Here is a 26,811-nt window from a genome sequence, read left to right on the forward strand (position 1 = left end):
ACTATTTAGTTGATTCCCTTTCAATGATTTCGGTCTCTATAACCATCTTTATAAAATCACGATTTTGCTCATTATTTGTAAAGTATTGCTCGGTTTCTAATTCTTCAGCCTCTAACCTATCTATCAACAAATTAGCGGATTGCTCACCCATTTTTTGTCCATGTTGGCTCACGGTTGTTAAACTGGGTGTAGCATGCTTAGAAAGCACACCATCTGTAAACCCAATTACCTGCATATCATCAGGAATGCTTAACCCTAACTTCCTAGCTACTTTCATTGCCGTAACCGCATATAATTCGTTTACTGCAAATATGCCATCAATTTTTGGGTTGGACTTAAAAAAATGTGCAATTTCAGTTTCTAAAACCTCTAAATGATTTTCTACATCCAAGCTGTCATCAATCTTTAAAATCATATGTGGATCGGCTTCAATACCGCTACTTTGCAAAGCATCAAGATAGCCCTGAGTTCTTAATCTTCCTACGCTTACATAATCCATCGTAGTAATTAAAGCAATATTTTTACATTCATTTGCTATCAACTTTTTAACAGCTTTAACAGCACCGTTGAAATCATCAACAATTACTTTGTCGCATTTTACTTCATCTACAACCCTATCAAACATCACTATGGGCATACCTTGATTAATCGTAGCATTAAAATGATGATAATCTTGCTTGAGTAATGTTTCCTTTGAAATTGACAAAATAAACCCATCAATACTACCATTAGCAAGCATTTCCATATTTATTATCTCCTTAGTAAACGATTCGTTGGAAAGCCCCACAATAACATTATACCCCCTGCGATTGGCAACGCGCTCTATACCTCGAATTACCGTAGAAAAAAAATGATGTACTATTTCGGGAATTAAGATACCTATTGTCTTAGTTTTTCTGTTTTTTAAACTAAGTGCAATATTATTTGGTTTATAATTATAGAGTTTAGCGAATGCCTGAATCTTTTTAGTAGTATCCTCACTAATTTCCTTACTATTACTTAAGGCTTTAGAAACTGTTGATACAGAGACATCTAATTCTCTTGCTATTTGCTTTAATGTTATCTTTTTCTTCATGCTAATTTGTATGCTCTAAAATAAGCAATATTACCTTTATTTCTTAAACAAAAGGAAAAATTATCATTTGCAAAATATGTGATTTTCTCATTTTAATGCGATAAAATTAAAAAGTTGTCAACACGAAAACGTTTTCGTTAAATATTTCGTAATTTAAAATTCCATCTTAACATTTTCTTTACATAGTTTTGACATGAGGAGTGAAAATATAAACTGACTAATTAGAACATTAAATTAACAAAACTGTATGAAAACAAAGACTCAAAAATTACTGTTTTTCCTTATGCTGCTGCCTGTATTTATGTTTGGGCAAAGTGTTGTTAAAGGAACAGTAACGGAACAAGCTACCTCCATCCCGCTTCCAGGGGTAAACGTCATTATAAAGGGCACCACTACTGGAACCACCACCGATTTTGATGGGAACTATCAGATTGAGGCAAACAATGGGGATACACTAGTATTCTCTTATGTTGGCTATGCTACTCAAGAAATAACCTATTCCGGTCAATCCTCTTTAGATGTACAACTAGCTGAAGATGCCGCACAATTAGATGAAGTAGTAGTAATTGGTTATGGTACAACCACGAGAAAAGACGCCACCGGTTCTGTTGAAGCTATTACTTCAGAAGGATTTACTAAAGGTAATATTGTAACTCCTGAAAACTTAATTAATGGTCGTATTGCGGGTGTTAGTGTTAACACAAGTGGTGCCCCAGGTTCTGGATCTCAAATTAGAATTCGTGGTGGCGCATCTATTAATGGCTCCAACGATCCTTTAATTATAATAGATGGCTTACCAATTGACAATAACGGTGTTACAGGATCTAGAGGTGTTCTAGCATCTATTAACCCGAATGATATTGATTCGTTTTCTGTATTGAAAGATGCATCGGCAACTGCTATTTATGGTTCTCGAGCTTCCAACGGTGTAATTATAATTGTAACTAAAAAAGGTAAATCAAAATTCAGTGCCACTTACGATACGCAATATGCTTTCGGTGAAGTTACCAACACCGTAGATGTGTTTTCTGCTGATGCCTACAGACAGCTAATAGCATCTCAACCAATAAACGGAGCGACTATAGATGAAAGTCTCTTAGGAGACGCAAGTACAAACTGGCAAAATGAGATATTTAGAAGTACCGTTTCCTCACAACATAATATATCGATGCAAGGAGCGCTATTTAAGGTGTTGCCAGCTCGATTCACTTTTGGTGTTGTAGACCAGGAAGGAGCGTTAAAAACATCTAAATTCGAAAGAAGAAACTTAAGTTTAGCGTTAAACCCAACATTTTTTGACGATCATTTAAAGGTGAATTTAAACGCCAATTTTGCTTTTGAGGACAACCGTTTTGCAGATGCCGGACAAATTGGTGCCGCTATGCGTTACGACCCCACTCAACCTGTATTTGATGCTTCATCACCTTTTGGTGGATTTTACCAACACAGAAATGGCACCCAAATAGCCAACGGAACTAATAATCCAGTTGCTCAACTTTTACAAAGAACAAATTTAGGTGATGCTAATAGATTGTTTGGGAATTTGAATTTTGACTATAAATTTCACTTCTTACCAGAACTTAAAGCAGTTATAAACCTTGGTTATGACAGAACCGAGGCAAAAGGGCTTGACAGAAGAGATAGACTACAAGCTACAACAGATCAAGATATTTTATTCAAAGGTGAGTTTAGAGAAAATACTCAGGAACGTACCAATGAACTCTTTGATGGTTATCTTAACTATAAAAAAGATTTAGATAATTTAGGTTTGGATATAACCGCAGGTTACTCCTATCAAAGATTCACCAACAGCGGTAAAAATGGTAGAAATATTACAGATCCATTGAGTGTTGATGATTTCTATGCAGACCCAGATGTAGTGCTTATAGGATTCTTTGGTAGAGCCAATTTCTCATTAAACGATAAATATGCATTAACATTAACTTACAGACGTGACGGTACATCACGTTTTAGCAAAGAAAACCAATGGGGCGATTTCCCTGCTGCTGCTTTCGCTTGGACAATTAGTGATGAAGATTTTATGAAAGATTCTAGCACGTTTTCAAACTTAAAACTACGTTTAGGATATGGTATTACTGGTCAGCAGTCGGTAAATGAAAGAGATATTTTCTTAAACCGATACCGAGGTGGTAGACCAGATTCTCAGTTTCAATTCGGAAATCAAGTCATCCAATCTTTAATTGCTTCAGAAATCAATCCGGATTTGAAGTGGGAAGAAACAACTACTATGGAAGTTGGTATAGACTATGGCCTATTTAATAACAAAATATCAGGTTCCTTAAACTTCTTCCAAAAAAATTCAACCGATCTATTATTTACTGCTGCTGTTCCTGATGGTGCTAACTTTACTAATAGTATTATTCAAAATATTGGTGAGTTACAAATTCAAGGTTTAGAATTTTCGGTAAATACCGATGTGATTAAAACCGACGACCTAAAAGTTGATTTCAACTTTAATGCCACTTTACTGGACAGAGAAATGAAAGAATTAGCGCTCGGACAAGATGTTAGAACTGGCGGTATTAGCGGTGGAACAGGAAATAATATTCAAATTCACCGTGAAGGAGAAGCCCCGAATTCTTTTTACGTTTTTAAACAATTATATGATACTAACGGAAGACCAATTGAAGGCGCTTACGCTGATTTAAATGGCGATAATATTATTAATGATAATGACCGTTACGTTAAGGAAAATCCTGGAGCGAATGCCATTTTCGGATTCCAATCTAACGTATTTTACAGAAACTTTGACTTTGCATTTAACCTAAGAGCAAACCTTGGAAACTACGTATATAACAACGTTCAATCCTCAAGAGCTCAATATGAGTTATTACTTGATAACGCCGTTTTAGGAAATATTCCAACCACTGTCTTAGATACTGGATTCCAAAGAACTGCTGATGTTATTATTTCAGATATTTTTATTGAAAATGCCTCTTTTTTAAGAATGGATAATATCACTTTAGGATACACCTTTAATGATATTTCTAAAATGCTAAAAAGTGTTAGAATATGGGGTGGCGTGCAAAACGTATTCACAATCACTAATTATAGTGGTTTGGACCCTGAAGTAACTGATAACGACTCAGACCTTACGCTTACATTAGGTATAGATAATGTAGTATATCCAAGACCAAGAACTGTATTGGTGGGAGCTAACATTAAATTTTAAAAAAACAACTATGAAAACAAGATTTAAAATGCACAAAACAATTGGGGTATTATTCCTCTTTATCGTTACACTTGTTTCTTGTACCGATGACTTGAACATTACACCTAACGATGATCAAACTGTTTTAAGCGAGAACCTCTTTGAAGATGAAGGCGCTTACAAACAGGTGTTAGCAGGTATTTATGCGAATTTAGCACTAACAGGAACTGATGGTCCAGAAAGCTCTAATCTAAAGAATATTGATGCTGGTACCAGTCAATTTGGACGTGTGTTGTTATACACACAAACGCTCTCTGCGGATCAAATGATTTGGTCTTATGAGAACGATCCTGGAACACGTGAAATTCAACGAAATATCTGGACAGCTCAAAACCCTTTACTATTAGGTATGTTTAGTAGAGCTCACTTATCTGTAGCTTTAGCAAACAATTTTTTACGAGAAACTACAGATGAAAAATTAAATGCAAGAAATGTCTCTAACGCAACAAGAAGTGATATAGCAGAATTTAGAGCCGAAGCAAGATTAATGAGAGCTATGGCATACTACTACATGATGGATTTGTTTGGAAAAGCAAATTTTGCAGATGAAACTACTCCTATAAATGCGCAACCAGAAGTTTATGACAGGACTCAATTATTCACGTTTATAGAATCTGAATTAATAGATATTGAGGATGATTTGGTTGCAGCTAGACAAAATGAGTACGGAAGAGCAGATAGAGGTGTAGCACAAATGATTCTAGCTAAAATTTACTTAAATGCAGAAGTATATATAAAAGAACCTAAATATATGGAATGCATTACCTATTGTGAAAAGATTATCTCAGGTGGTTATGACCTTGCCGATAATTACTTACACAACTTTATGGCCGACAACAATACCAATTCTGCTACTAAGGAAATTATTTTCCCGATTGTATCAGATGGTGCAACTACGCAAAATTATGGTCCTACCACGGTTATGATTAATGGCTCTGTTGGAAGTCTAGAAAAGAATGGCGATGAAGTTGGTGTTGGAACTGAAGGTTGGGGTGGCGCTCTTAGAGTGCGTAAGCAATTTGCTGATCTTTGGGGACCAGCATTCGCAGATGACGACAGAAACACGCTAATTTCAGCAGATAGACCAATCGATATTCCAGACATCTCTGATAAGGATACTGGTTACGTTATTCAGAAGTACTCTAATGCAACTTCTACTGGAGGTTTTGGCGTAGACAAAACTTTTGTTGATACCGATTTCCCATTGTTTAGACTTGCAGATGTGTATCTTATGTATGCTGAAGCACACCTAAGAGGTGGTGGTGGTAGTTTAGCAACTGCTGTTGGTTATATCAATAATTTAAGAACAAGAGCAAACAATCCAAGCACTATTGCTTCTGGAGATTTAACTTTAGATTTTGTTCTAGACGAGAGAGCTCGCGAGCTACACTGGGAAGCACATAGAAGACAAGATTTAATTAGATATGGCCGATTTACTGGCGGAAATTATAACTGGGCTTGGAAAGGTAATGGTAGTAATGGTATTGCAATACCTTCACATTTCAACCTATATCCTATTCCCGTAGGAAGTATGGCTGCAAATCCAAACCTAACTCAAAACCCAGGATACTAAAAACTAAATAATATTAATGATGATGAAAATTTTAAAACGAATTTCAGCTTTTAGCATAATTGGGTTAGTTCTAATATTCCTAAATTCATGCGATGATAATTCTGATACATTCACAATATCAGCGCCAAACGCACCTGTTTTGGCTGACTTGCAGATAACGCAAATAGAGTTGGATGCTACAAATACTGGAAATCCCGCTCTTGCATTAAACTGGTCTGAGTCTGATTACGGACAACCAACAGCGGTTAATTATGCTGTACAATTCTCTATGGATGACGCCTTTACCTCTCCTGTAACCGCTACAAGTGTTACGGGCACAAGTGCCATAACTTTATCAGTTGGAGAATTAAATTCAGCTGCAGGCAATGCAGGACTAAATCCATTTGAATGGGCCACTTTATACACAAGAGTTGTTGCTTCATTAGGTACCCAAAATAGTGAACCAATTACTTCAAATGTATTACAATTTGATGTTTACCCATTCTACAACTATGTTTTTAATGATTACTACTTGGTTGGTGATGCTACTGCTCCTGGATGGAATAATAACAATAACAACCCCGCCCTATTTCGAGACGAAAACAATCCAAATGTATTCTATTACACAGGAAGGTTTGCTGAAAATGGCCATTTTAAAGTATTACAAGCAAAAGGCTTATGGCAACCACAATGGGGAACAGATGATGGCACAACCGTAGGTGCTAATCCAGGTGGAGGCAGTGATCCAGAAAGATTTCCATATGGCGGAGGTGACGGGATCCCTGAAGGTTTTTACACGTTTACTATAAACTTTAGTAGCAACACATTCACTTTTGAGCCTTTTGATGCTTTAGGTATTACAAGCCCAACTTCATTATCTATCGAAGGATCGGGTGTGGCTTCATCTATTGCATTGTCTCCTTTATCGTTCGACGGACATATTTGGTTTGCAAATGGTGTAAGACTAACTCCTGGTGAGGTTAATTTCATGACGGGATCTGGAACATCCTGGGGAAACACAACAAGTTTCTCTGGAGTTGCAACTGCGGGAGGCGGTTCAATACCTGTAATTGTTGAGGATGATTATGATATTTGGTTTAACGATTTAACAGGTCGTTATATCCTTATACCATTAAACTTATAAGACTAACGTAACACTAAAAAAACAAATGAAATCAATTATAAAGAATTTAAGCTTTCTGTTGCTTGTGGTAACACTTGTGTTTACCTCGTGCGAAACAGAAGAAACCTTAAATATAACATCACCAGACCCAGAATTTGTATTAAACACTCCAGGTATTAGTACCGTGTTCTTAAATTTTGCATTGCCTGATAACCCTGCATTTACTATTTCTTGGACTGACGAAGTTACCGGCAGTTCAAATTATACCGTCGAAATGTCAACCGACGCAGATTTTACATCTCCAACTGTATTAGGAACATCAGATTCGAATAATTTTTCAATGACTGTTTCAGAATTTAATAATGCGCTGGCATCAATTGTGGATACACAGTTTAAAGATATTCCTGTTTACATGAGAGTTCAAGCTGGTGATCAACTTAGTAATAGTATATTGTTACTTGCTACGACGTATCCAGTGAACCCTCCAACATTAATTAATCCAACTGATACAGATGCGTTTATTTTATCAATTAACTCGTCAGATGAAATAATAATGACAGTTGAATGGTCTGATGCTGTACTATCATCATCACTAGGCATTGATTTGGCGTACACCGTAGAAGCCTCTGCCGCTGGAACTAATTTTGATTCTCCTGTAATTATAGGTACTGCAAATAATGCAACATCAGTTTCGCTCACGCATTCAGATCTTAATGGTGTAGCCTTGGGTCTTGGCATAAATGCAGAAAGTGCTGGTAATATAGATATGAGAGTAATCGCAAGAAACACCAATGCTAACGGCAACACTCTGGAAAGAGTTACAGAAACCACAACGGTTTCAGTAACACCCTATAGCGTTTCATTTCCATATTTGTATTTAGTAGGAGATGCGACAACGCCTGGTTGGAATCCAGACAACAACAATACTGCAATCTTTAGAGATCAAAATGTACCAAACGTATATTTCTATACAGGATATTTTAATGCTGGAGCATTTAAACTGTTAGAAACTACTGCATGGCAACCTCAATGGGGAACCAATGATGGCTCTACATTAGCCGTAAACCCTGGTGGAGGAAATGATCCAGGTACATTTAATGTATCGACTGCCGGATACTATACGTACACGTTCACCACAGTAGGCGAAGGTGGAAGTTTTACGGTAGCGCCTTATGATGCTTCTAGCGCCGCAACTTACACTACAATTGGCATAATTGGTGACGCTACTCCATTAGGATGGGGTACAGATACAGATTTCACACAAGATCCTAACGACCCACATATATGGCATCTAGATAATGTAACCTTAACAAATGGTGGACAAATACTTATTAGAGCTAACGATGTTTGGCCACCTGACGGTAACGCCGCAGTATGGAGATATACAGGTTCAGAAGAGCTTTACGGCACCGCTAGGTTAGATAATGGTGGAGGTGACAATATTCCATTTAATGAACCAACGGGAAGTTATGATATCTGGTTTAATGATTTAGATGGCAGCTATGTCATTATACCCAATTAAGTTTAGTTGAAGTGTCTTAAAAGGCTGTGCCAATGTTTGTACAGCCTTTTTTGATTAAACCAATAAAGCATGAAAAAGATATTTCTACCATATATTTTATTAATAACAACCCTGATTTTCGGGCAATCGGCAACTACTGTTCCTACCATACCAACAGCAGATAACGAAGTCACCATAACCTTTGATGCTACAGGCTCAGAATTAGAAGGTTATACCGGAGATGTTTACGCTCATACGGGTGTACTAACTTCAGCTTCCACTAGCAATACTGATTGGAAACACGTTATAGGCGCATGGGGCAATAATACCACGCAACCAAAATTAACCAGATTAACGGCAAATACTTATCAACTTGTAATTACTCCAAGTATTAATGCATTTTACAACGTAGATGCTGGAGAAACCGTTACTAACATTGCTATAGTTTTCAGAAATGCCGCTGGCAACCAACAATCAAGACCTGATATTTTTATTGAAGTTTTTGAAGTAGGTTTAAATGTCACTCTTACAAATCCATCAAATGACGATGTTTTTGATATAAACGATAATATCACTATTTCGGCAGAATCCAGCGCTGCTGCAGATTTAGAATTAAAAGTGAGCAATACTTCCATTGCAACTGAAACGGCAAGCACCACTATAGCTTCTGCATATACATTTACTACTACAGGCCCATTCACAATTACTGCCTCTGCGGTTCAAGGTACTGAAACAAAAGAGCAAATAATTTCGGTTTATGTAAAAACACCCACACAAACTGAAACTGTTCCAACTGGTTTAGAATATGGCTTGAACAAGAACAACGATGGCTCTGTAACTTTTGTATTGCAAGCACCAATGAAAACTGATGTTTTCCTAATTGGAAGCTTTAACGATTGGACATTGGATCCAACATATCAAATGAATAAGGATGGAGAGGTATTTTGGTTAACTTTAAACGGTTTAGACCCTGATACCGAATACGCATATCAATACTATGTAGATTATAGCTTACGAGTTGCTGATCCGTATTCAAAAAAAGTACTTGACCCAAATAACGATCAATTTATTTCAGATACAACATATCCAAACCTAATGGATTATCCTTCGGGAAAGACCTCTGGAAACGTATCCTCTTTTCAAATTAATGAAACACCTTATAATTGGCAAGTAAATTCGTTTGCGAAACCTAACCAAGAAAACCTTGTGGTTTACGAAATGTTGATTCGTGATTTTACAGAAGACGACTCATTTATAGCGGCAATGACGCACTTAGACTATCTTGAAAATCTAGGTATCAACGCTATAGAATTAATGCCTGTGAGCGAATTTGAAGGCAACGATAGCTGGGGGTACAACCCATCGTTTCACGGTGCTTTAGATAAATATTATGGTACGCAAAATCATTTTAAAGCTTTTGTAGATGCTTGTCATGAAAGAGGTATAGCTGTTATTATAGATGTAGTTTACAACCATGCGTTTAGTCAGAGTCCGTTAGCCCAATTGTATTGGGACAGTGCAGCCTTTAAGCCATCTCCAGACAACCCTTGGCTAAACCCAGATGCACGACATCCTTTTAATGTAGGTTACGATTTTAATCATGAAAGCGATTACACAAAAACCTACGTAAAGCAAACTTTAAAATACTGGATTGATGAATTTAAGGTAGATGGTTTTAGATTCGATTTATCAAAAGGATTTACCCAAACTAATAACCCTGATAATGTAGGGGCGTGGGGGAATCGAGATGCCTCTAGAATTGCCATTCTTCAAGATTACGGGGATTATATTTGGAACAATGTATCCTCTGATGCTTATCTTATTCTAGAGCATTTCGCTGATAATTCTGAAGAAAAGGAACTTGCCGACTATGGTTTCATGTTTTGGGGCAATCTCAACCACAGTTTTAATCAAAACACCATGGGAAAATCCAATGACGCTAATGTATCTTGGTTATCTTATACCGAACGAAATTGGAACACCCCCCATGTAGTTGGCTATATGGAAAGTCATGATGAGGAGCGCTTAATGGTAAGAAACATAAATAATGGGAATTCCAATGCTGAACATGATACTAAAGATTTTCAAACGGCCTTAGACAGAATTGAAGCGGCAACAGCTATTTTTTATAGCGTACCAGGACCTAAAATGCTATGGCAATTTGGAGAATTAGGTTACGATAAAAGTATTAATTGCGAAAATGATATTACTAACGGCAACTGTAGACTAGATAGAAAACCCGTGGCGTGGACCTTAAATTATGATGACGATGAAGATCGATTGGATTTGTACAACATCACATCAAAAATGATAAAATTGAAGACGGAATATCCTTCAACTTTCAACACCACTGATTTTTCATATTCATTAGACGGCTTGGTAAAACGCGTTAATTTAAACGATAATAACGGTGATTTTGATGTTGTAGTGATTGCAAATTTTGATATGGTGGAAAAATCTGTAAACCCCAATTTCTCAAAAACAGGAACATGGTACAGCTTACTAAATAAAAACACACCTCTTGATGTTGCCAATGTTTCATCATCGATTACGTTAGCTCCCGGAGAATATCGTATGTATGGTACCCAACCTGTTATTGACCCCAATGATTTGGATAGTGACGGCGTTCCTAATACAGAAGACACTTGCCCTAATACACCATTAGGTGCGACCGTTGATGCTAATGGTTGTGAGATTTTTGTGCTACCTATCAATAATTTTAGACTTCAAATTGCAAGTGAAACTTGTAGAAACAGTAATAATGGCATTATTGACATTATGGCTCAGAAAGCTTTAAACTATACTGCTACTATAACTGGAAACGGTTTGAATAACTCTGAAATATTTACTACAACCTTCTTAAAATCTGATTTAGAAGCAGGAGATTACAGGGTTTGCATTACAGTTGAGGGGCAGGCAGACTACGAACAATGCTTTAATGTTTCAATTACGGAACCTGAAGATTTATCGGTAACATCAAAAGTTATTGCATCTAAAAATGCTATTGCCATTAATCTTAACGGTGGAGATAGCTACGTCGTTACGTTAAATGGGGTTACAACAGAAACCTCTGCTTCCGCCATTGAACTCCCTTTACAATTTGGAACAAACACGATTAATGTTAAGACAGATAAGGATTGCCAAGGAAAATATGAAGAAACTATTTTTTATGGTGAAGGTGTCATGGCATTTCCTAATCCAATTTCAAATGAATTGAATGTGTATTTAGGCGAGCAAAACATTACTACTTCAGTAGAAATCTACTCGGTTTTAGGCAATAAAGTTTTTAGTACGAATAGCAATGAGCGCAATTTGAATATTGACACATCAAGGTATTCCAAAGGCATATATATTCTAAGGGTTTCATCTGAAACTACGAGTAAAAGCTTCAAAATAATTAAGAAATAATATGAAAAAGTCAGTTATATATTTAGTGGGAAGTTTGGCGGCTTGCCTTTTTATGTGGAATTGTAGTAGCGGTGGTGGTGATGACACACCTGATCCGGGACCAGATCCTGATAAAGTAGATCCACCAAGTGCAGCAACCTTAGTTTTTCCAGAGCAAAACTCTGAATGTACCACAGGTTCAAATTTAACAAGTACAGAAAGCACCATTCTATTTAATTGGAATGATGCTAATAACGCAACTTCATATCGGTTATTTGTTAAAAATCTTAATACACAGAATACACAGAATTACACGTCTAGCATTTCGGAAAGAAGTGTCACTGTTTTAAGAGGGACACCATATTCTTGGTACGTTATTTCTAAAAATTCTGGAACAGAAACCGCGCAAAGCCCAACTTGGAAATTTTATAATGCAGGTGAAGCTGTATCATCTTACGCGCCTTTTCCTGCGGAATTAATCGCTCCAGAGCTGTCGGCTACACTGAGTTTTACAACTAGTGTAACTCTAGAATGGAAAGGAGAAGATGTAGATAATGATATTAAGGAATATGATGTGTTTTTCGGTACTATTTCACCCCCTGTTGATAAGGCGACTACAACAAGTAATGCAAGTGCCTCTGTAAATGTAAGTTCTGGAACTACGTATTATTGGCGCATTGTGACCCACGATGCACAAAACAACAACTCCGAATCACAAATATTTCAGTTTTCTGTAAATTAATTAAGAGATTCAAACCATTGATTAATATCAAAAAAGGCTTCCATTACAAGAAGTCTTTTTTATTATTTTTTTAAATCTTATCTAAATATAACCCGCATCAACTAAAATTTGTAATTTTAAAATCGTAAGAAGTTTCACGGTAAATTCGTATTGATTTTATAACGAATGTAGACTATACAAACTAGATTTTATGACAAGATTATATGCCTTAAAAGGTACAATTCAACACTATGCGTGGGGCGGGCACCATTTCATCCCCAATCTTTTAAACGTAAAAACAACCAAAACCGAAAACTTTGCCGAATACTGGCTTGGTGCACAAACTAAATCCCCATCCACATTACTTACAGAAACTGGCGAACAAACTCTGGATAGTTTTATTAAAAAGAACGCTATTGAAGTTTTAGGAAACACTGTTGAAAAAAAGTTTGGACGCTTGCCTTTTCTGTTCAAAGTACTCGATGTTAAAGACATGCTATCCATACAGGTACATCCTAAAAAATCTGAGGCTGAAAAAGGTTTTGAAAAAGAAAATAAACTAGGTATTCCTTTAGATGCACCGTATAGAAATTACAAAGACGACAACCATAAACCTGAAATAATGGTTGCATTGAGCGAGTTTTGGCTATTACATGGTTTTTTACCAAAGACAAAACTAGAAGAGGTTTTAAAGAATATACCAGAACTTCAGCCGTTATTAAGCACTTTTTATAAAGCAGGTTATTATGGGCTATACAAAACCGTAATGGAAGCTCCTCAAAAAGAATGTAACCAAACATTACAGCCGTTGGTTGATAGAATTTTACCACTTTACAAGGCTGGAAGACTACAGAAATCTTCCCCTGATTATTGGGCTGCAAAAGCCATAGCTACATCTAAAGACAAAAGAAATATAGATAAAGGCATATATTCCATTTACTTTTTTAACATTGTAAACGTAAACCCTGGCGAAGCTATTTTTCAAGATGCAGGGATACCTCATGCCTATTTAGAAGGGCAGAATATGGAACTAATGGCAAATTCTGACAACGTACTTAGAGGAGGTTTAACACAAAAGCATGTAGACGTACAAGAGCTGCTGAAACATGTTGTTTTTGAGGAGACCATTCCTAATATTAAGTCGGGCGACTTACTAGAAGATAACCCTGAAAGGATTTATAAAAGTCCTGCTCCAGATTTTGAATTAAGCCAGATTAAACTAAAACAGTCGTCGAAATATGAATCTTACGCTAAAACAGCCGCAATATTAATAGTTGTTGAAGGAGAAGCTACTATCACTGAAAATGATTGTACGCTATCTCTAAAAAAGGGAGATGCTGTATTTTTGTTAGCAAACAGCAATTACAGCATAAATTCGGATACCACATCTGTAATTTATAAAGCTACGACGCCATAAAGCAATAAAAAAAACTTTTAGATTTATGTTGCATTATATAGGAAAGCATGTTTAGATTTAAAATCTCTGTTGCTGCACGTGCCTATGTTTTGAATTTAAACTTGAATAGAGTTTTGATGAAGTTGATAAATCTGTAACTTTGTTTCAATCTTTAAAAAAGTAGTCTTGAAAAATCTTCTTCTGATATTCTCGCTTATTTTATGTTTTAATCCTGTATTTTCTTCTAATCAGCTAGACTCCTTACTTCAAAAGTTAGAAGAGAACATGAAGCGACGAACCATCTACGACACCACTAAAGAAGTAAGAATTACTAATTTAAAAAAGCTATTAGAGGAACCAAACGCAACTCTTGAAAACAAGTATTTTATTCTAAGCAAAATCATTTCAGAATATGAAAAGTATAGTTTTGACAATGCTCTTTTATATATAGAAAGGAGTATAGAGATAGCAAAAAAACTAAACGATACTAGCTTAGTAAAGGAGTCCAAATTAAAACTATCCAAACTATTAGTAACATCCGGAAGATACAAAGAGGCCATTGATGTTTTGAATGAAATTCAAAGATCTCAGCTCCCAGAAAATCTTCTCAACTTATACTATTTGAATTTAAAAGAGAGTTATTCAGGACTTAATTTTTATTCAACTGTAAAAACGAATAAAGAGGACTACTCTAAATTATATGCAGTTTACCAAGATTCACTATTACAAAGGCTGAGCCCGAATTCTGATGAATCTCTTGCCCTTGTAGAAAAAGGCTATAGAGATGAAAGAAACATTAATAAAGCCTTAGAAATTAATTCTAAACGCTTATCTCAAGTAGACATGGCGACACCCCAATATTCACAAATAACCTTTGAAAGAGCGTTACTTTACGAATTGGACAAAAATACCCAAGAACAAAAAAAGTTTTTAACATTATCAGCTATATCAGACATTCAAGCCTCTGTAAAAGATAATGCCTCATTAACAGAACTTGCCATGATTTTTTTTAAAGAAGGTGATATAGAAAGAGCACATAAATATATAGACTTTTCTGTTGAAGATGCAGAGTTTTACAACTCTAGATTGCGTTATACAAACATTTCGAACAAGTTATCGGTTATATCGAAAGCTTACGAAGCTAAAAGTTTCGAACAGAAAACAGAGTTGAAAAAACTACTCATCTTTATTAGTGTTCTGGTATTGTTTTTATTAGTTACAATTATATATATATACAGACAGATAAAGAGACTATCAGCGGCACGTAAAGACCTAAAAAACGCAAACAATAAATTACAAGACCTTAACGAACAATTAAGCCTGAGTAATGAAGACCTTAGCAGATTATATAATGAACTTTCAGATTCAGATAGGGTAAAAGAACAATATATAGGCACCTTCCTAAATCTATATTCAGACTACATCAATAAACTAGACACCTATCGTAAGATGGTTAGGAAATATATCGTTTCTAATAAAACAAATGCTTTACTAGAACTCACAAAATCCAAACAACTAATAGAAAACGAACTCAATATTTTTTATGAAAATTTTGATAAATCGTTTCTGCACATATACCCTGATTTTGTCGAAAAATTAAATACACTACTTAAAGACGAAGAAAAATTAATAGTAAAAGATGAACAAGCCTTAAATACAGAATTAAGAATATTTGCCTTAATACGGTTGGGTATTACCAATAGTTCTAAAATATCCAAAATTTTGCGCTATTCAGTAAATACCATATATAACTACAGAGTTAAAGTTAAAAATAGTGCCAAAGACCGAAACACTTTTGAGGATTCCGTTAGAAAGATATCTTAATTTTAAAAATATCTTATTTTTTTAATAAAAAACTATTATTTTGAAATAAATATAGTTTGTAAAACTATAAAATTAACACCATTTATCTACTTTTTTAATTATCTAAAATAAATTTAAACTACTGAATTACATAGTTTTAACTTTATTTAATTGATGTTCATATCCACTTTTTCAATACTTAAGGTTGCTTTAAGCATCATATAAGTTTTAATTTTGACAAAAAGGTAAAAGGCGTTAGCTAAACCTTTAATTTTAACAACTTAACTAAATAAATAAATGACAGCATTAAAGAAAAATTTTTTTCTGATTTTTCTTGTGCCTATATTATGTCTAGGGCAAGAAATAACTGTGAACGGAAAAGTAACAGGTAAATCAGGACAACCTATTCCAGGAGTTACAATTATTCTTAAAGGAACCACCTCAGGAACTACTACAGATTTTGATGGGTTTTATGAATTAAGCGCTAATATAAATTCTGAATCCATATTGGTCTTTAGCTATATAGGGCTGAAAACCATAGAAGAAAAAATTAGTGGCAGAACTACCATTAATGTAACAATGGAGGAAAGTACCGAGGCATTAAAGGAAATTGTAGTTATTGGATATGGTGCACAACAGAAGAAAGACATAACAGGCTCTGTTGCGCAAATTAAATCAGAAGTTTTAGATAGTCGAAGCAACGCGCAAATAGGCTCTCTATTACAAGGTCAAGCAACAGGTGTAGAGGTATTGGCAAATTCTGGAAAGCCTTCTGCTGGTTTAAGCATTAGGATTAGAGGTACAAACTCCATAACTTCTGGTAGTGAGCCTTTATACGTCGTAGACGGTGTACCTACAACAGATACCCGTTCTATAAATCCTGCAGACATTGAGTCAATTTCAGTGCTAAAAGATGCTTCATCCGCAGCAATATACGGTGCTCAAGGCGCCAATGGTGTTGTGCTTATTACAACCAAACGCGGTACAACTGAAAAAGCGAAATTAACTTTTGATACTTATTTAGGTATTTCCCAAGTATGGAATACGCTGCCAGTTTTAAACGGTGAGCAATACAGGGACTTAATGACTGAACTTGGCCAAACCACGGATTGGGATAGGTTCAATCAAAACACCGACTGGCAACAAGAAATATTTCAAAACGGAATTTCAAACAATTATCAGTTAGCCATGTCTGGGAGAAATGAGGGTTCCAACTATTATGTATCAGCTGGATATACCAATCAGGAAGGGGTTGTAAAAAGTTCTGAGCTTGAACGTTTCAACTTCAAAATTAACTTTGACCAAAAAATCAACGAGTGGTTAAAGGTTGGTACTAGAATAGCTTATACTCAATACAGAGATGTAGATGTAAATGATAATAACGCTGTAAATCAAGGTGGTGTCTTATTAGGTGCACTTACCACACCCGCTAATATTGGCGTATTTAATGAAGATGGTTCTTTCACCAGTAACCCTTTCCAAAACTGGGAAAACCCTTTAGCTTCAACAGATGGTTTAGATCGTGAGTTTAACAGCCAACGTTTTTTAGGTAACCTATATTTTGAAATAAAACCAATTAAGAATTTTACGTTCAAAACTAATGTTGGAATTGATAATAGTTTTGGTGTTTTTGATTCGTTTTTAGATCCATTTAGAACTGGTTTTGGTAGAGCTTTACAAGGTAGATCTATAAATAGCACTAACAAAAGCTCATACTACATTATAGAAAATACCTTATCTTATAACAACACAATAAATAATCACAAAATTGAGGCGTTGATTGGTTCTGTTAATCAAAAAAACAAATTTGAAAACAGCTACATTGAAACACGCAATTTTGCTAGTGCTACAGTTACAACAGCTAATGGTGGTTCTGAAATTTTTGGTGCGACAGCAGATAAGGCAGAAAAAGCAAATTCATCTTTTTTAGGAAGATTGAACTATGCATACGAAGACAAATACTTAGTTACTGCCAATTTTAGAGCTGACGGTTCAAGTGTTTTTGGTCCCAATAAGCGATGGGGTTATTTCCCTTCATTTTCTCTAGGTTGGCGAATGTCGCAAGAAAATTTCTTAAAAGATTCCAAAACACTGAGTGACCTAAAATTACGTGCTGGTTGGGGTATTGTAGGTAATGATCAAATTCAGAATTACGCGTATTTAGGTCGTGTAGGAAGCGGTGCTAACTATCCTATAGGTGGCGTGGTACAACCTGGCACCTTCCCTGCTTCAATAGAAAACTTAGAACTAAAATGGGAAGAGTCCAATCAAACTAATGTTGGTATAGATGTTTCTCTATTCAATAACAAAGTGAATATTGTTGCAGATGCCTACATCAAAAGAACAAAAGATTTATTATTTGATGCACCGTTACCAAATGCTACAGGTTTTACCGGTGCTATCCAAAATATTGGAGAGTTGGAAAATAAAGGAATTGAATTCAGCATTAGCACACAAAATATTAATTCTGAAAATTTCAATTGGAACACTAATTTCAATATTTCATTCAACAGAAACGAAATTACTAGACTCGTGGACTCTGACGTGCTTCAGGGAGGCATTGCTGGAGGTCGCGGAGAAGCCGCTTTAATTAGAGAGGGTGAACCATTGGGGATTCTTTACGGTTATATATACGGCGGAGTAGATCCACAAACTGGAAATGCATTTTACTTAGACCGAAATGGAGTTTCTACATTTACACCTTCAGCAGATGATAGAACCATTATTGGTGATGCCAATCCAGACTTTACATATTCATTAACCAATAATCTTTCTTATAAAGGCTTTACCTTAATGATTTACTTGCAAGGTTCTCAAGGTAATGATATGTTGAATGCAACAAGAATTGAAACCGAAGGACTTATTGACCCAAAAAACCAATCTATTGCTGTTTTAGATAGATGGAGACAACCTGGAGATATTACAACAATTCCAAGAGCTGTTTTTGGTAATTCAGATAATTCGAGAGTATCAACACGTTTTATTGAAGATGCTTCCTATTTAAGAGTAAAAGCGCTTACCCTAGGCTATAACTTCCCTAAGAATATGTTAGATAAAATAAAACTAAGTGCTCTGAGACTTTATGTTACCGGTGAAAATCTATTAACCATTACTGATTACTCTGGTTTTGACCCAGAAGTAAATGCCTTTGGCGGTAGTAATACCATAAGAGGTATAGACTTTGGTACTTATCCGCAATCGAGAACCACGCTTTTTGGTTTAAGTGTTACTTTTTAAAAAATTCAACTATGAAACTAAATAAAATTTTATTAATAACTTTAAGTCTCGCTCTTTTTACAAACTGCGAAGATTTTTTAGACCTTACTCCTATTTCGGAGGAAACAAGTGCAGATGCCTATGATAATGCATCACAAATTGAGGCGGCACTTACTGGAGCTTACGAATCGTTTCAATCTTCAGAATATTATGTATGGGATAATTTATTATTCCAAGACATGCGCGCAGATAATAACTATGCAGGTGGAGACAATCCGGAAATTTTTGCCATCGATTTCTTAAATATAACACCAACGCATTCAAGACTTTTTACACATTGGTCCAACATTTATAATGCCATTTCTAAAGCGAATGTCGTTTTAGAGCGTGTTGATGGAATAAACGATCCACAATTAACCAATGAAAGAAAAGCACAAATTAGAGGTGAGGCTTTATTTTTAAGATCTTACCATTACTTTACTTTAGCAAAACTTTGGGGAAGTGTTCCGTTAATAACGGCATCGATAAAGGCAACTACACCGGAAAGTGTGAATATTCCTAAATCACCTATTGAAGATATCTATGCTCAAATTACAGCAGATTTAGAATTGGCAGCTACATTGCTTCCAGATACTTACGGCAATAATTCAATAACCAAAGCCAGAGCTACTTCTGGTGCCGCTCATGCCCTAGCTGCTAAGGCTTATGCACAACAACCAAATCCTGATTATAATGCTGTTTTAGATCATATAACTGAAGTTGAAAATAGCGCTGCGAATTACAGTTTAATTAATTATAGTCAACTTTTTGATGGTAATAACCCTAACAATGCTGAATCTATAATAGAAGTTCAATATTTAGGTGGAAACGAAGGTAATTTTGGTCCGCAGTTATTGTTACCACCTTCCATTAGTGGCGATACATGGAGAAAATTTGTAACACCATCGGTGGATATTGTTAACGCATTTGATGCCGAGGGAGATGTGGTTAGAAAAAATGCATCCATACTTTTTGAGGAAGTACAATGGGTTGATGAGTATTGGGGAAATGCAGCCGGAAGTACGATCCCTTTTGGTTATAAATGGAAAAATGCCAGTGGATTTGCAAGTGCAGATAACACATATTTAATAAGATATGGGGATATTGTACTACTTAAAGCAGAGGCCTTAAACGAATTAGATCAGCTAGAAGCAGCCGCCACTGAAGTTAATAGAATTAGAAGCAGAGCACAACTACCAGATCTAACCGATGCCCAAAAAAGCTCTAAAGCTATATTGAAACAAAATATACTAAAGGAGCGTCGCCTTGAACTTTTTCTAGAAGGTCAGAGATGGGATGATTTAGTGCGCTACGGACAAATTGTATCAACCATGAACAACTTAGTTGAAATCGATTTACGTACCAACACACCTGTAAACTATAATATGACAGAAGCTAAAATATTTCTACCAATTCCTCAACAGGAATTAGATAGAAATCCAGCTTTAACACCTTAAAATAAATTGATTATGAAAAGATTAGTGAAAAAACTGCTGTTCCTTGTTTCCGTAACCTTAGTTGTACTGGCTTGCGAAACTGAAAATAATTTACAGCCTGAAGGGCTTTGGGAACTTAGTAACCCAACTATTGCATTACCAAGTGATGATTTAATTGTACTAGATGAAACCACTCCTAATAACATTATAACCTTTGGGTGGGAGCCGGCAACATCCTCGGCCAACTATATAGTAAGCTACAAAGTAGTAGTTGATACACTTGGCAGTTCCTCTTTTGATACACCTATTTTAGAATTAACACCTTCAAATAGCGGTAAAGACCTATCAGCTTCAGTCTCGTATCAAGCCATCGATGAAGCCCTATCATTCGCAGGATACCCTGCAAATACCAATGTAGAACTCACTTGGGCTGTTATTGCCAGCAGCATCAATAAAACTTCGAGTGATGTAAAAGACATCACTATTAAGCGTTTTGAAAATGAAATAATTCCTGATAGGTTATTTATGTCTGGAACAGCTACGGAAAACAACAATAATTTATCAGAAGCTATTCCTTTAAGACGTTTGAACGATTCTAATGGTGAGCCTTCAAACGTGTACGAGATTTATACAAGTTTAAAGGCAGGAAGTACTTTTAAATTTTTTAGCGAGCAATCCCTACCCGCATTAGTATATGGTGGAGGTGCAACCGAAGGTAGTATTGAAAAGTCTGGAGCGCCTATTTCTGTAGCACAAGACGGACAATATCGCGTTAAAATAGACTTAGACAATAGCACCTATTCACTTTTAAAAATTGAACGTTGGAATATGAAAGGCAGCCCCATAATTGGTGGCTGGGGAAGCGATGAACCTTTGGAATATATAGGTGCTGGTGTTTGGCAGGCTTCCATTCAGTTGGTGAGTACCGGTGGCTTTTTATTTAGGGCAGATGTAGATGGTTCTGGTTATTGGGATCATTTGTTGAAGCGTGTTGTTGGAACTACCAATACACTCATTATGGAATCGGATGCAGGTAATCAAGGCGTGAGTTTTGAAGATATCCCTTCTGAACAATTGGGCACCTTATTAGTTACTTTAAATCTTTCTGCAAATGCATACACCTATACTATAGAAAAAGATCCGAACGCTGCAGAGCCTATTGAAACACCAAATTCGTTGTATTTATTTAACAACAATACACTTGTTGGGGAACTTACTAAAGATGGAGATGTTTTTAGAACCGATAACTACATCGCATTGCAAAGTGGAGATCAAATAACTCTAAATACAGCTTCAGATGCCTCTGGAGACAGCTTTACCGCCTTTGAAGCTATTGGAGCAACAGATGCACCAGATGGTATTAATGTGAGCGAAAGCCCAAATTTAAGTGAAGCAACCGGTGCTATAAATGTAGAAAGAGACCAAGCTTATAAATTCACAATTGATTTTGCAAACGCAAAATTACAATGGAATTACTACAATATTTTCCTATTCCATTGGGATGAGATCAACCAAAAGTGGGATGATCGTAATGAGTTTTTAATGACCTATCAACATCCTTATAAATTTACAACCACGGTAAGTTTAAGTGCTAATTTCGATATGAAGTTTATATCACCATGGGATAACGATTTTGGCTCAGAATCACCAACTGATCTTTCAGGAAACCTAACCAACAAAGGCGGTTCTAACATTAGAAACATTGATAATGATGGCAATTACCAAGTTAATATTGAAATAGCGCCTGATTTTTCTGCAGGAACTTACGAATACATTAGACAATAAAAATTAAAGCTGATAAAACTTTTATTATAATTATGAAAAAGATAACTTATAAAATCATTAAAAGAAGTTTTTTGGTTTTTATTATAATAAACTCATTTTTTGGTTGCCATAGCTGTCAATCAAATGATGATGGAGTTACTGAAGTTAAACCACCCGTTACTCCAGAAACTGTAAATGTGGATTTTTATCTTACAAAAGCAGATCAATCTGTTTTATTCAAAAAACAAGAAACTGGAGTCTCTGCTTTTAATGATAATTCAGGCTTCACCATAAATGTTAATAGTAACCGAACCTACCAAGAGATGGATGGGTTTGGTTACTCCTTAACCGGGGGAAGCGCCCTACACATAAATAATTTGCCCACTTCTATCAGAAGTAGTTTATTAAACGAACTTTTTAAATGGGATAATAACAATATTGGTGTTAGCTACTTAAGAATAAGCATTGGCGCTTCAGATTTAGACGTCGCTCCTTTTTCATATAACGATTTGCCTCCTGGTGAAACAGATGTTGATATGACTAAATTTTCTATTAATAAGGATAAAGAAAATTTAATTCCAGTATTAAAAGAAATACTAGCTATCAACCCAAACATCAAAATTATGGGCTCTCCTTGGTCGCCTCCTTCTTGGATGAAAACCAATCAAGCCCCAAAAGGAGGTAGTTTAAAACCAGAATATTACGGTGCCTATGCCAAGTATTTTGTAAAATACATTCAAGCTATGGCTGCCGAGGGCATTACTATTGATGTCATTACCGTTCAAAACGAACCTTTACATGGTGGTAACAACCCTAGCTTAGTTATGCAAGCTTCAGAACAAGCTGATTTTGTAAAAAACCACTTAGGACCAGCATTTGAATTGGCTGGAATAAACACTAAAATTGTTATTTACGACCATAATGCAGATAGAACAGATTACCCTATTTCGATTTTAAACGATCCTGATGCAAATAAATATATTGATGGCTCTGCATTTCACCTTTATGCTGGAAGTATTAATAGTCTTAGTTTGGTACACAATGCACATCCAAACAAAAACTTATACTTTACCGAACAGTGGGTTGGTGCTAATGAACAATTTCAAGACAATTTGAAATGGCACGCTAGAGAACTTATAATAGGCGCGTCTAGAAATTGGTGTAAAACGGTTTTAGAATGGAATTTAGCAGCAGATTCAAATCAAGATCCGCATACCGATGGTGGCTGTACAGAGTGTTTAGGAGCTTTAACTATTGATGGTAATGCGGTTAAGAGAAACGTAGCCTATTACATTATTGCACATGCCGCCAAATATGTGAGACCTGGTTCTGTGCGTATTGAATCTAATTTTTCAAATGAGCTGCCTAACGTAGCGTTCAGAACTCCAAATAATAAGGTTGTAGTAATTGTATTAAACAATACAGGTGCACGTAAAGAATTTAACATTAAAGTGGCAGAAAGTCCAATAACTACTTCACTAGAAGCAGGAGCATTAGGCACTTTTGTTTGGTAAATAAAACTAATTTATTATGATTTTTAACTATAGAATAATCGTTCTATCAGCCATACTCATGGCTTCTTGTACCAATAAAAAAGCAGAAAAACCTGTTGATGTTGAAGAAAAAAAGGGAGAAACCAATGTTAATTACAATGGTAAACCTTTAAAAATTTACACAACAGCAGAAGGGACAGATTTAAAGCTATCCCTATCTGATGAACTAACTTTTAAATCGGCATCACAACCCTTAGAAACCGAAATTGCTGTTTTTGTGAATTCAAACAAAACGTTTCAAAAGTTTTTAGGCATTGGAGGTGCTATAACAGATGCTTCAGCAGAAGTATTTGCTAAACTCAGCCCAGACAAGCAAGAGGAATTATTAGATGCTTACTATAGTAATAATGGTATAAATTATAACATCATTAGAACTAGTATTCATAGTTGCGATTTTAGTTCAAAAAGCCATACCTACATTGAAGAAGGGGATACTGAACTTAAAACTTTTTCTATTGAAAAAGATAAAGTATTTAGAATCCCTATGATAAAACGAGCTACTAGCTTAATTAAAGATGATTTGGTGTTCTATGCTAGCCCTTGGAGCCCTCCCGCTTTTATGAAATCTAATAAAAATATGCTACAAGGCGGTAAACTCTTGCCAGAATATTATCAAACTTGGGCAAATTATTTTGTGAAGTTTATTGAAGCTTATGAAGCCGAAGGTATACCTGTTTGGGGTGTTACCATTCAAAATGAACCCATGGCAAAACAACGTTGGGAATCCTGCATATATACTGCTGAAGAAGAACGCGATTTCTTAAAAAATAATCTAGGGCCAACATTTGAAAAAGCCGGATTTGGCGACAAGAATATTGTAGTTTGGGATCATAACAGAGATTTAATTTCTCACCGTGCAAATACCATTTTCGAAGATGAAGAAGCTGCAAAATATGCTTGGGGTATTGGTTTTCATTGGTATGAAACCTGGACTGGCGGTGACCCTAAATATGATAATTTAAAGAACATTAAAGAATCCTTCCCCACTAAAAATTTATTGTTTACTGAGGGGTGCCAGGAGAAATTTAGTGAAGAACACTACTTCAGATGGTCCAACGCAGAACGTTATGGTAACTCTATGATTAACGATTTTAATAGTGGTACGGTTGGGTGGACCGATTGGAACATTCTTTTAGATGAAACAGGCGGCCCTAACCACGTTCAAAACTTGTGTTTTGCACCGGTACATGCAGATACAAGAACCAATGAATTAATTTACACACCTTCCTATTACTACATTGGTCACTTTTCAAAATTTATTAAACCAAATGCTAAAAGAGTAAGTACTACAACTAGCCGAAGTACAATAGAAAGCACGTCTTTTATAAATGAAGATGGGCAGATGGTAACGGTAATCATGAATAAAAATGATAAACCGATAGATTATAAGCTTATAGTGCATGAGAGTGAAGCTTTTTTAAACATTCCCGCTCATGCTATTCAAACCATCTTATACTAATTAATCCATTAAATTTTAAATTATGAAAAAAAATTACCTAAAAACAGCATTAGCTGTTGTAACATTAATTTGCACTCTAAATTTAAACGCCCAAATTATTGCCGATGGCACTTACAACATTTACAATACATCACTTTCTGAGGTAATGAGTGTTAACACTATTCCACAAGGTAATCCAGGAAACCCTCAAGACGTTATTATTGGAAGAGCTAGGATGCAAGACTATGATTCTAACAATAACCTTCAAGAATGGACCTTCACACATCAAGGAAACGATATTTACAAAATTATTAACGTTGGTGACAATTCTACTTTAGGGGTAAAAGATGGTTGGTGTGGCGATTTTGGTGATGTACAAGTGAGCTTTAACAATACCAGTCCGTATACATTATTTAAAATTATCAATGGAGCCGCTACCAACACTTATGTGATTCAAATTGCCTTTGATGGCGATTGTAATTTTGGATCTGTGAATAGTCCAATTAAAGCTTTTGACATTGATGGAGGTAACTCAGGCTCTAAAATAAGCACATTCCCAGTAGATACAGGTAATGCTAATCAACAATTTCAAATTCTTGCTCTAGGAACTTTAAGCATTAATTACTCTGCTTTATCTGATAACTTATCAATATTTTATAATAAAACTAAAGGGCTGGTAATACATTCTAAAACAAATGACAAACTTGAAATTAGTGTATTCGATTTAGCGGGACGTAATATTGCAAGAAAAGAATCTACCAGTCGCCACACAAGTATTCAATTTGATGCTGCCAATACTGGAATATATTTCGCTCGTGTTAAGGATACCAATAATAATACATTAGTTAAGAAATTTTTAGTTTTCTAAATTAAATCTGTACAAAATTTCTTGCTAAAATTTACTCAATAGCATTAGTTTTTTTAGTTGAATTTAGTTGAAGTCAAGTCTACAATTAATTTTGTAGGCTTGCTTCATTTTATTTTAATCGTATTAAGGATACAATTCAACCTTTTTCCTTTTAATTTAAATACTATGCTAATTTAAGATTGCTTCACTAAAATCTAATGCTACGAATTAGGACACAAACACATTGATGTTGTTCTTATAGAAATAAAAAAACCTTTCAATTTCTTGAAAGGCTTAATTTTACTAGTAGCGGGAACTGGACTCGAACCAGTGACCTTCGGGTTATGAGCCCGACGAGCTACCTACTGCTCTATCCCGCGATGTAATGTTAAAATGATTTACCTAGCTCTTAACTTTCGGTTCATAACACCGACTAAATCATTTCGGACTGCAAATATACAATCCTTTTTAGATTTTACAAGTGTTTATACGGAAAAAATTACTGTTCTATGCTACTCGCTTGAAACTCTGTGATTTCAGAATTTTGGAATCGCACTTTAACTTGAATAGGATTACAGCATACCTCACAATCCTCAATATACTCTTGATAAATTACCGAATCATCCAACAACATAGATATGTGTTGCCAACAGTACGGACAAGTAAAATAGTGCTCCAACATATTCTAAAAATAAAAAAAAATACACGATTGTGTATCTTTTTTTATG

Annotated in this window: 16 protein-coding genes and 1 tRNA gene; 14 read left to right on the top strand and 3 right to left on the bottom strand. The window is 35.5% G+C overall.

The features are described from left to right. Position 1: 1 nt before the first annotated feature. Complete coding sequence (locus BMY39_RS14205; RefSeq protein WP_092580856.1) at positions 2-1,075, bottom strand: LacI family DNA-binding transcriptional regulator; 1,074 nt, start codon at positions 1,073-1,075, stop codon at positions 2-4. A 247-nt stretch (positions 1,076-1,322) separates the two neighbouring features. Between BMY39_RS14205 and BMY39_RS14210 the strand changes: the two genes are divergently transcribed. The 14 genes from BMY39_RS14210 (at position 1,323) to BMY39_RS14275 (ending at position 26,104) form a co-directional block, all read left to right on the top strand. Further along, positions 1,323-4,268 (top strand): SusC/RagA family TonB-linked outer membrane protein, encoded by a 2,946-nt coding sequence (locus BMY39_RS14210; RefSeq protein WP_092580858.1) that lies wholly within the window; start codon positions 1,323-1,325, stop codon positions 4,266-4,268. A 10-nt stretch (positions 4,269-4,278) separates the two neighbouring features. Continuing rightward, positions 4,279-5,880: a RagB/SusD family nutrient uptake outer membrane protein gene (locus BMY39_RS14215; protein ID WP_092580860.1), complete on the top strand. Its 1,602-nt coding sequence runs from the start codon at positions 4,279-4,281 to the stop codon at positions 5,878-5,880. A 16-nt stretch (positions 5,881-5,896) separates the two neighbouring features. Continuing rightward, positions 5,897-7,003 (top strand): SusE domain-containing protein, encoded by a 1,107-nt coding sequence (locus BMY39_RS14220; protein ID WP_245738310.1) that lies wholly within the window; start codon positions 5,897-5,899, stop codon positions 7,001-7,003. Between the two features lie 25 nt (positions 7,004-7,028). Next, positions 7,029-8,504 (top strand): SusE domain-containing protein, encoded by a 1,476-nt coding sequence (locus BMY39_RS14225; protein WP_092580864.1) that lies wholly within the window; start codon positions 7,029-7,031, stop codon positions 8,502-8,504. 69 nt (positions 8,505-8,573) lie between these two features. Beyond that, complete coding sequence (locus BMY39_RS14230; RefSeq protein WP_092580866.1) at positions 8,574-11,891, top strand: alpha-amylase family glycosyl hydrolase; 3,318 nt, start codon at positions 8,574-8,576, stop codon at positions 11,889-11,891. A gap of 1 nt (position 11,892) precedes the next feature. Beyond that, positions 11,893-12,612 carry a hypothetical protein gene (locus tag BMY39_RS14235; RefSeq protein ID WP_245738312.1) on the top strand — a complete coding sequence of 240 codons (720 nt, stop codon included), beginning with the start codon at positions 11,893-11,895 and terminating at the stop codon, positions 12,610-12,612. 190 nt (positions 12,613-12,802) lie between these two features. Continuing rightward, positions 12,803-14,008 carry a mannose-6-phosphate isomerase, class I gene (manA, locus tag BMY39_RS14240; protein WP_092580870.1) on the top strand — a complete coding sequence of 402 codons (1,206 nt, stop codon included), beginning with the start codon at positions 12,803-12,805 and terminating at the stop codon, positions 14,006-14,008. Positions 14,009-14,272: 264 nt separating this feature from the next. Next, positions 14,273-15,811: a DUF6377 domain-containing protein gene (locus BMY39_RS14245; protein WP_092580872.1), complete on the top strand. Its 1,539-nt coding sequence runs from the start codon at positions 14,273-14,275 to the stop codon at positions 15,809-15,811. Between the two features lie 348 nt (positions 15,812-16,159). After that, entirely contained in the window at positions 16,160-19,027 is a 2,868-nt protein-coding gene (locus tag BMY39_RS14250; protein WP_245738314.1) for a SusC/RagA family TonB-linked outer membrane protein, read from the top strand. Between the two features lie 11 nt (positions 19,028-19,038). Then, positions 19,039-20,502, top strand: a complete 1,464-nt coding sequence (locus BMY39_RS14255) for a RagB/SusD family nutrient uptake outer membrane protein (RefSeq protein WP_092580876.1) — start codon at positions 19,039-19,041, stop codon at positions 20,500-20,502. 12 nt (positions 20,503-20,514) lie between these two features. Continuing rightward, the gene (locus BMY39_RS14260; protein ID WP_092580878.1) at positions 20,515-22,266 is read left to right on the top strand and encodes a SusE domain-containing protein; all 1,752 of its coding nucleotides are present in this window, start codon (positions 20,515-20,517) and stop codon (positions 22,264-22,266) included. 32 nt (positions 22,267-22,298) lie between these two features. Then, positions 22,299-23,759: a glycoside hydrolase family 30 protein gene (locus BMY39_RS14265; protein ID WP_092580880.1), complete on the top strand. Its 1,461-nt coding sequence runs from the start codon at positions 22,299-22,301 to the stop codon at positions 23,757-23,759. Positions 23,760-23,817: 58 nt separating this feature from the next. Then, positions 23,818-25,257: a glycoside hydrolase family 30 protein gene (locus tag BMY39_RS14270; protein WP_449404343.1), complete on the top strand. Its 1,440-nt coding sequence runs from the start codon at positions 23,818-23,820 to the stop codon at positions 25,255-25,257. Between the two features lie 22 nt (positions 25,258-25,279). Continuing rightward, on the top strand, positions 25,280-26,104 hold the full coding sequence (locus tag BMY39_RS14275) for a T9SS type A sorting domain-containing protein (protein ID WP_092580884.1): 825 nt from the start codon (positions 25,280-25,282) through the stop codon (positions 26,102-26,104). Between the two features lie 286 nt (positions 26,105-26,390). Here the strand turns inward: BMY39_RS14275 and BMY39_RS14280 are convergent. After that, positions 26,391-26,463: transfer RNA gene (locus BMY39_RS14280), tRNA-Met, on the bottom strand. Between the two features lie 119 nt (positions 26,464-26,582). After that, a complete protein-coding gene (locus tag BMY39_RS14285; RefSeq protein WP_092580886.1) occupies positions 26,583-26,765 on the bottom strand; it encodes a CPXCG motif-containing cysteine-rich protein in 183 nt (60 codons plus the stop codon). Positions 26,766-26,811 lie beyond the last annotated feature (46 nt).

Origin of the sequence: Hyunsoonleella jejuensis, assembly GCF_900111025.1 — a bacterium.
GTDB lineage: Bacteria > Bacteroidota > Bacteroidia > Flavobacteriales > Flavobacteriaceae > Jejuia > Jejuia jejuensis.